9 protein-coding genes are annotated in these 7,876 nt (G+C 71.8%); 6 read left to right on the forward strand and 3 right to left on the reverse strand.

The features are described from left to right. The 5 genes from NBW77_RS20220 to NBW77_RS20240 all read left to right on the forward strand — a co-directional run. A partial coding sequence (locus NBW77_RS20220; RefSeq protein ID WP_502799506.1) for an FAD-binding oxidoreductase/lyase occupies nucleotides 1–614 on the forward strand: 614 nt, incomplete at its 5' end. A 147-nt stretch (nucleotides 615–761) separates the two neighbouring features. Then, complete coding sequence (locus NBW77_RS20225) at nucleotides 762–1,445, forward strand: GNAT family N-acetyltransferase (RefSeq protein WP_131747434.1); 684 nt, start codon at nucleotides 762–764, stop codon at nucleotides 1,443–1,445. After that, nucleotides 1,442–2,365, forward strand: coding sequence for a carotenoid biosynthesis protein (locus NBW77_RS20230; RefSeq protein ID WP_250280153.1), 924 nt, complete (start codon nucleotides 1,442–1,444; stop codon nucleotides 2,363–2,365). Before NBW77_RS20225 ends, NBW77_RS20230 begins: the two co-directional genes overlap by 4 nt. Further along, on the forward strand, nucleotides 2,362–3,579 hold the full coding sequence (locus NBW77_RS20235; protein WP_131747435.1) for a glycosyltransferase family 2 protein: 1,218 nt from the start codon (nucleotides 2,362–2,364) through the stop codon (nucleotides 3,577–3,579). The genes NBW77_RS20230 and NBW77_RS20235 overlap by 4 nt, the downstream gene beginning before the upstream one ends. A 9-nt stretch (nucleotides 3,580–3,588) precedes the next feature. Then, nucleotides 3,589–5,109 carry a phytoene desaturase family protein gene (locus NBW77_RS20240; protein ID WP_131747436.1) on the forward strand — a complete coding sequence of 507 codons (1,521 nt, stop codon included), beginning with the start codon at nucleotides 3,589–3,591 and terminating at the stop codon, nucleotides 5,107–5,109. Here the strand turns inward: NBW77_RS20240 and NBW77_RS20245 are convergent. Beyond that, nucleotides 4,999–5,805 (reverse strand): CDP-alcohol phosphatidyltransferase family protein, encoded by an 807-nt coding sequence (locus NBW77_RS20245; protein WP_250280154.1) that lies wholly within the window; start codon nucleotides 5,803–5,805, stop codon nucleotides 4,999–5,001. The two genes, NBW77_RS20240 and NBW77_RS20245, sit on opposite strands and share 111 nt — an antisense overlap. A 98-nt stretch (nucleotides 5,806–5,903) precedes the next feature. Between NBW77_RS20245 and NBW77_RS20250 the strand changes: the two genes are divergently transcribed. Then, nucleotides 5,904–6,152 (forward strand): hypothetical protein, encoded by a 249-nt coding sequence (locus NBW77_RS20250; RefSeq protein ID WP_131747437.1) that lies wholly within the window; start codon nucleotides 5,904–5,906, stop codon nucleotides 6,150–6,152. Here NBW77_RS20250 and metF read toward each other — a convergent pair. Continuing rightward, nucleotides 6,134–7,036: a methylenetetrahydrofolate reductase [NAD(P)H] gene (gene metF / locus NBW77_RS20255; RefSeq protein WP_131747447.1), complete on the reverse strand. Its 903-nt coding sequence runs from the start codon at nucleotides 7,034–7,036 to the stop codon at nucleotides 6,134–6,136. The two genes, NBW77_RS20250 and metF, sit on opposite strands and share 19 nt — an antisense overlap. 60 nt (nucleotides 7,037–7,096) lie before the next feature. Beyond that, complete coding sequence (locus NBW77_RS20260; RefSeq protein ID WP_131747438.1) at nucleotides 7,097–7,783, reverse strand: DUF4097 family beta strand repeat-containing protein; 687 nt, start codon at nucleotides 7,781–7,783, stop codon at nucleotides 7,097–7,099. Nucleotides 7,784–7,876: the final 93 nt, after the last annotated feature.

Consider the following 7,876-nt stretch of genomic DNA (forward strand, 5'->3'; position numbering starts at 1 on the left):
TCGCCGACGGCTCGACCCGACGCGCGGGCACCGTGATCGTCACGGTCGGCGGGCGCGACCTGGTTGCGCTGCTCGGCGACGACGCGGCATCGTCCGGAGCGGTCCAACACGTCCTCGGTGTTTCCCTGACACTGCCGAACCCCGGCCTGCACCATGCGCTCAAGGTCCACGCACCGGACCCCGTCGGGGTCGTGAACATCACCCTGTCCCAGGACTCCACGATGATCCATGCCAGCGGGGGGTTCGGCTACCTGGGGCTCGCCCGCCCACAGCCCGGCGATCCGCGCGTCGCGGAACTGATGACAGCGTTGGAGGAGCTCGTCGGGCATGTCCTTCCCGCGCTGCGGGGAGCCAACGGGTCCCTCACGGTCCTGGACCGCCGTACCTGCGAACGTCCGATGACCCCGGACGGCCTGCCGGTGCTGGAACCGGTGGACGCCTACGACGGCCGGGTCGTGGTGGCAGCCGGGACGAACGCGGGCGGAACGGTTCAGGCGCCGGCGCTCGCCGTCCTGCTGGAACGCCTGCTCCGCAACGAACCCACGGCGGTACACCTGACACTGCGCCCGGATCGCGTGAGCCTGGCGACCACCCGGACGTGGGTGTCCGCCTGAGCCGACCCGCGCGCAACGACCCGAGTACCCGTTATTGTCAAGCACCTTGGATGGTGTACGAAACGGACCCGACCCGCGAGTGGCAGACCCGCGAGTGGCCGCCTACGTGGTGCGTGGCAGGAACGAGGGCGCGAGGAGGCAGGCTTGATGGAGAACATCAGGCTGGTCCGCTGGACACCCGCACGGATGCGTGCCCGGCTGACGGATGTCATCGCCGTCTACAAGGCCGCCTTCCTCGACATCCACGAACCCGACCCGGCGCGGGCGGCGATCGAGCGCACCATTCACGCCCGCCGCCATGCGGAGCGTCGAGATCTGCGGGCCGTGGCGGCGCTCCTTCCCGACGACCACCTGATCGGCTTCGCCTACGCCCTGCCGGGCAGGCAGGGGCACTGGTGGCACGACGTCGTCTGTGCCGCGCTTGGTCCCGCCGACGCCGCCCTCTGGCTCGGGGACTGTCTGGAGATCGTCGAGTTCCACGTCCTGCCGGAGTTCCAGGGCAGGGGTGTCGGACACGAACTCATGCGGGAACTGCTGCGCGAGGCGCCGCAGCGTACCGCGGCGCTGTCCGCGCTGGAACTTCCCGACAGCCGGGCCCGGCGGCTGTACGCCAGCGAGGGCTTCGTGCCGCTGCTGTCGAACTTCCAGTTCCCGGGAAGCTGGATCGAATACGCGGTGCTGGGCAAGCGCCTCGCACCCGCCGAGTCCACGGAGCTCGCCGCGACGACCGAGGCGACCGGATCCGCCGACGGACAGCAACCGTCGGCGGACTCCGCACGGCGGACCACCCGGCCCGTTCGAGGCAACCGCAGGCAGGCCCGCGCCGGGTGACTTGCGGCCATGGCGTCACCCAGATGTCCCTGGCCGCCGTCGGGTGGGCCTTCGCGGTTGCGACCGTCGCCGTACAGATCCCCTACCCCCTGGCCGGGGGCTCGGGCAGGCGTGCCCTCACGGTGGCCTCGGTGTTGCTGTTCTGCGCGACGTCGGTCGTCCACGCGGCCCGCACCCGTAGGGCCGGCTGGACCGCAGGAATGATCGCAATCACGGCGGGGGGCGGTCTGGTCGCCGAAACCGCCGGGGTCCACACCGGCCTCGTCTTCGGCCGCTACACCTACACCGACGCCCTCGGACCGGACCTCGCCGGCGTTCCGACGGTGATCCCGCTGGCCTGGACGATGATGGCCTACCCGGCGTTCGTGCTGGGGCAACATGTGACCTGGCGGCTTGTCGGGACGGAGGGTCATGCCGACGGTACGGGTCCGGCCGACGGTACGGGTCCGGCCGACGGTACGGGTCCGGCCGACGGTACGGGCCGGGGCGTGGCCGTGACCGCGCTGGCCGGGGGTCTGCTGCTGGCAACCTGGGATCTCTACCTGGACCCGCAGATGGTGGATGCGGGGTACTGGCACTGGTCGGGTGGCGGGCCCGCGATCAACGGCGTCCCACTGTCCAACGCAGCCGGCTGGCTGGCCGTGGGTGCCGCGATCACAGCCATGCTGGCCCTCCTGCCGGAGCCGCGGCGCGTCTGTGACCGGCTGTTTCCCGACATGCTGCCTTTCATCATGATCGGATGGACCTACGCGTCCTCGCTGCTCGCAAACCTCGTCTTCTTCGACCGTCCGGCGGTCGCGGTCGCCGGCGGGGTCGGTATGGGGACGGTTCTCACCGGCGCGGGGGTCGTGGCGGTTGCAACGCGTCCGGTTACGCGCCCGGTTACGCGTCCGGTTACAACGCGGCGGCAGGAACCGTGACCTCCCGCCGGCCACGGCCCCCGTCAGGTGGCTGGACGCGGCTCCCGCTGGTTGCGGGCGCGGCCGGCGCGGCGGCGCTCGCCGTCCACACCGCCGTGAACACGCGCCTGCTTCGGGTCCCGCCGGCTGCCCGAGCCGTGGACGAACTGGTGAGCGTACTACTGCCGATGCGCGACGAGGCCGACCACGCCGCGCCGTGCCTGCGGGCGGTGCAGGCCTCGGTCGAGCTCCCCCACCTGGAGATCATCGTCTACGACGACGCCTCCACCGACGGCACCGGCGACGTGGCCCGTGAACTGGCGGGCGGCGACAGTCGCGTGCGGGTAATGGACGGCAGCGACCTGCCTGCCGGCTGGCTCGGCAAGCCGCACGCCTGCGCCAGGCTCGCCGGGCAGGCCCGGGGAAGCGTGCTGGTGTTCGTCGACACGGACGTCACCGTCGCCCCGGACGGGATCGCCCGCACGGTCGGCCTGCTGCGCGAACACGGTCTCGATCTTGTCTCGCCCTATCCCCGCCAGGACGCCGTGACCGTGGCGGAACGCCTCGTCCAGCCACTGCTGCAGTGGTCGTGGCTGGCGCTGCTGCCGTTGCGGCTGGCCGAACGGTCACCGCGTCCGTCGTTGTCCGCGGCGAACGGCCAGCTGCTGTGCGTGGACGCGGCCGCCTACCGCCGGGCCGGCGGGCACGCGGGCGTCCGCGACGCGGTGTTGGAGGACATCGCTCTGCTACGGGCGGTGAAGACCGCGGGCGGGCATGGTGTGGTGGCTGACGGCACCGACATCGCCCGTACCCGGATGTACCGCGGCTGGCCGGCGCTGCGGGACGGCTACGCGAAGTCGCTGTGGGCGGGCGGCGGCAGCGTCGGCGCGAGTGCGGGGCAGGTCGGCGTCCTCACCTGGCTCTTCGTCCTGCCCGCGGTCGCGATGCTGCGCGGTTCACGGATGGGGCTCGCCGGCTACGGCGCGGGCGTGGCCGGGCGGATGGTCGCGGCGCGCCGCACCGGCGGCCGGGCCTGGCCCGACGCGCTCGCGCACCCGCTGTCGATCGGCATGTTCGGCTACCTGACGGCCCTGTCATGGGTACGGCGGCGACGCGGTACGGCTATCTGGAAAGGCCGTCCGCTCGCTGAACCCCCACCGGCCGTAGGTGGAAACCGTCGCTATGGCAACGGAAACGACCTACGCTTCCACCGAGAAGCGCCAGAACCGCAATAGGGTCGCACGGTGGCTGGGATCGTCGTGGTCGGCGCGGGGGTCGCCGGGTTGGCGACGGCGGCACGGCTGGCCGCGTCCGGGCACCATGTCACCATCTGCGAGCAGGCAACGGAGGTCGGAGGCAAGCTCGGCCGGCTCAGCCTCGATGGCTTCTCCTTCGACACCGGGCCGTCGCTGCTGACCATGCCGGAGGTCTTCGCGGACCTGTTCGCCGCCACCGGCGCCCCGATCGAAAGCGTCCTGGAACTCCGGCGGCTGGACCCGATCGCCCGGTACCGCTTCGCCGACGGGACGGTCCTCGACGCGCACGCCGACGACGACGCGTTCACAGCCGAGTTGGACGCCGTGCTCGCCCCGGGATCGGGCGAGCAGTGGCGCCGGCTCCACGCCCACGCCGGGCGTCTGTGGGAGGTGACCCGCGGCCCGTTCCTGTCCGCCCCCCTGACCGGCGTCCGGTCGCTGGCCGGGCTCGCGCTGCGCCGGCCGGGCGACATCGCCCTGGTCGCACCGGGGTTGACGCTGCGCGGACTCGGCCGCCGCCACCTCACCGACCGCCGGTTGCGGATGTTCCTGGAACGGTACGCGACCTACACCGGTTCCGATCCCCGCCGGGCGCCGGCGGCGCTCGCGGTCGTCCCGTATGTGGAACGGCGTTACGGCGGCTGGTACATCCCGGGTGGGCTGCACCAGCTCGGTCGGGCGATCGCGGACCGGGCGACCGAACGGGGAGCCCGCCTGTTGCTCGACCACCAGGTCGTCGCGATCACCCGTTCCGCCGGTGGCCGGGTGGACGGGGTGCGGCTTGCCGACGGCACCCGCATGTCCGCGGATCTGGTGGTCGCGGGCGTCGACGCCGCAGTGGTGTACGGCACGCTGGTGCCCCACCGGCGGGCCCGGCGGCGGTTGCGCCGGGCGCCGCCGTCGCTGTCCGGCTTCGTGCTGCTGCTCGCTCTGCGCGGGAGGACACCGGACGGTCGGACGCCGGATCTCGCGCACCACACGGTGCTGTTCCCGGACGACTACGACAGCGAGTTCGACGCGGTGTTCGGCGGGCGCCTGGCCACCGACCCGACGATCTACATCAGCGCCCCGGACGACCCCACCCTGGCACCGCCCGGCTGTGAGGCGTGGTTCGTGCTGGTGAACGCGGCCCGGCACGCGCAGGCCGACACCACGCAGGCCGACACCACGCAGGCCGACACCGGGGTGGACTGGGACCGCCCGGGGCTTGCCGCGGCCTATACCGCCCGCGTGCTGGACCTGATGGCCGAACGCGGCCTGGACGTCCGGACCCGCCTGCTGTGGCATCAGGTGATCACGCCGGCCGATCTGGAGCGCCGGACCGCGGCGGTCGGCGGAGCGATCTACGGGACGTCGTCCAACGGCCCGCGGGCGGCCTTCCTGCGTCCCGCCAACCGCTCACCGGTCCCCGGTCTGTTCCTGGTGGGCGGGTCGTCGCATCCGGGCGGCGGCCTGCCGCTGGTCACCATGTCCACGAAGATCGTCGCTGACATGATCGGTCCCGCGTAGGACAACCTGCGCCGTGCTTCGGCCGGCACCGTCGAGCGTCCGGTTGATCACTGTGGCGAGCTGGACCAGACCGACCGCGCAGACCCCGAAGGTGCCGGCGGCACCGATCAGACCGGCGAGGTGCCCGCGCACCGGGTCGGCGGCGGCGGCAAGCATCACAGTCATCGCTATGATGATCCTGGTCGGCCGCTCACCGATGGTCACAACACCGATCTCCCCGAACCCGGCGTTCCCCGCTCGGGCACGCAGGTACTCCAGCAGGCCGAGCGCGACGCCCGCGGCGGCGCACACCTCGCCCGGCGCGCCGAGCAGCCAGAACGCGACGAGACAGACCGTGTCGGCGACCCGGTCGGCCAGCGAGTCCAGGACGTATCCCCACGCCGTCACCCGACCGGTCAGCACGGCGACGCATCCATCCAGGTTGTCCAACAGGCCACCGACGACGACGAGCACGGCGGCGAGCAGCGGCCACCGGCCGCCTGCCACCACGGGTGGCAGCATCGCGGCTGTCATCACCGCCGCGGCGACCGTGATCGTCGACGGGGAGACCCCGCGTGCGGCTGTGGGGCGTCCCAGGCGGTACACCAGAGCAAGCCACTGTCGGACGATCAACGGACCGCCGACGGGATCGTACTCTCCGTGCAGAACAGACCACTCTTTGAGATAGCTATCGCGGTCGGGTACCGGGGTCGTCACCGGACCATCGTGCCTTCTGCGTATGGTTCCGTCGTCTGATGACGATCGAAGACCTCAGCCCTTCGAGGGCCGCCCGCGGGCGGCCGCAGGAGACACCGGTGACCGAGAACGCGCCTTTGGTCGTGGAGACCCTCGACGACCTGAACCCTCCCGCGGTTTTCAACGCCGAACGTGACCAGGTGGTGCTCGCGGTCCGGATCACGCCGGTGTTCGGCACGCTGGACCTCAACCTGGTGGCAGCGGTGGTCGACGCGGCCAACCTGGCCGGATTCGCACTCGTCCGCGAGCAGCCCTTCCGGGACGAATGGCTGCTGTGCGTCTTCGACGCCTACGAGGACAATGCGTGAAAGACCTCACGGGTCGCGGTCGACCGGTTCAGGGTGATGAAGTGGATACCGGGTGCGCCGCCGGCCAGCAGCTTCTCGCACAGGTCGGTGGCGACCTGTACCCCGACCGCCCGCACCGCCACCGGGTCGTCGGCCACCGCGTGCAGCCGCCTGGCCAGGTCGTCCGGGAACGCCGTTCCGGACAGCACCGCCATCCGCTCGATCTGCGCGACGTTCGTCACCGGCATCACACCGGGGATGATCGGCGCCTCGCAACCGAGCCGGCGGACCCGGTCGACCAGGCGGAAGTAGGCGTCCGCCCCGAAGAAGAACTGCGTGATCGCGTAGTCCGCGCCCGCGGCGAGCTTGCGCACCAGGTGACGAGCGTCCGTGTCGAAGTCGGGTGACCGCGGATGGCGGTCCGGGAACGCCGCCACCCCGACGCAGAAGTCACCCAGTGACCGGACCAGCCGGACAAGGTCCTCGGCATGGCGCAGACCCTCGGGGTGGGCGACCCACTCCCCCTGCGGGTCACCCGGCGGATCACCGCGCAGTGCAAGGACGTTGCGCACGCCGGCTCCGGCATAGCTGCCGATCACCTGCCGCAGCTCGGATACCGAGTGGTTGACTGCGGTGAGGTGACCGATCGGCGTCAGCGTCGTGTCCGTCGCGATCCGTTCGGTCACACGCACGGTCCCCTGCCGTGTCGACCCGCCCGCACCGTAGGTCACCGACACGAAGGACGGATGCAGGGACTCCAGCTCCCGGATCGCCGTCCAGAGGTGACGCTCCCCCTCGGGGGTCCTCGGGGCGAAGAACTCGAACGAGAACGACGTCCGACCGGAGGCGAGGAGATCCCGCACCGTCGGCGCCCGGGTTCCCACGACGCTCCTGACCGCTGTCATGCGCTCGAGGGTAGTGCCTGCCACGCTCCGAACACGGCACATCCGAACACGGCACATCCCTCAGAGTCGTAGGGGACCCTGTGGCGCGGGGCTGTACACATGCACCCGCCCGGACCGGCTGCGGGCCGTCACGGCCCGTTTCGCCTCCGGGTCCGCCGGGGCGGTGACATCGACCGCGCCCGCGTCCGCCGACTCGACCTCGACGGCGTACGGACCGCCCGGGACGACGACCGTGACCGAGCCGCTGTCGCTGAGTGCGGTCACCTGTTCGGGCGGCGACGAAAAATGCAGGACGACATCCCCGGCACGGCTACGTGCGGTAACGCCATGTCCGCCCAGTTCACGTCCAGCGATGGTGCCGGAGTCGGTGACGAGCACGAGGTCACCGTCCGATCCCCACAGGGTCACCTCACCACCGCGTACCTCGGCCCGGACGCGGGTCGCCCGCGGCAGGCTCAGGCGGACCCGGGCCTCGCTGGTACGGCCGTCGATGCGCAGCAGGTCACCGGACCGCGTCAGCACCGGGCGGGTACGCCCGACACGCCGGCGGACGGTCATCTCCAGGCGGGCGTCGACCCGGTCGGCCTCGGCGATCTCGACCCGTCCGGCGGCGAGCCGGACGTCGACGGCGCCGACCCCGTCCACCGTCCGGCAAACCTCCTCCGGTGGCTGGCGCAGCAGCGCGAGGCCGCCGACACCGGCGCACAGCAGGACAATGGCCGCCACGACCACGACGATGCTTGTCATCCGTTACCTGTCCTGTGAGCGGACGTCATCGGACCATTGTGCGGTGGCCGCCGTCCGGCGCGGACAGGCGAGCGGACAGGCGAGCGGACAGGC

Source organism: Frankia sp. Cppng1_Ct_nod, assembly GCF_920656135.1.
Classification (GTDB): Bacteria; Actinomycetota; Actinomycetes; order Frankiales; family Frankiaceae; genus Protofrankia; species Protofrankia meridionalis.

Bases quoted from the DNA above. Each gene is read 5' to 3' on its own strand.
- NBW77_RS20260 (WP_131747438.1), bottom strand. From the start codon at position 7,783: ATGACAAGCATCGTCGTGGTCGTGGCGGCCATTGTCCTGCTGTGCGCC.
- metF (WP_131747447.1), bottom strand. From the start codon at position 7,036: ATGACAGCGGTCAGGAGCGTCGTGGGAACCCGGGCGCCGACGGTGCGG.
- NBW77_RS20225 (WP_131747434.1), top strand. From the start codon at position 762: ATGGAGAACATCAGGCTGGTCCGCTGGACACCCGCACGGATGCGTGCC.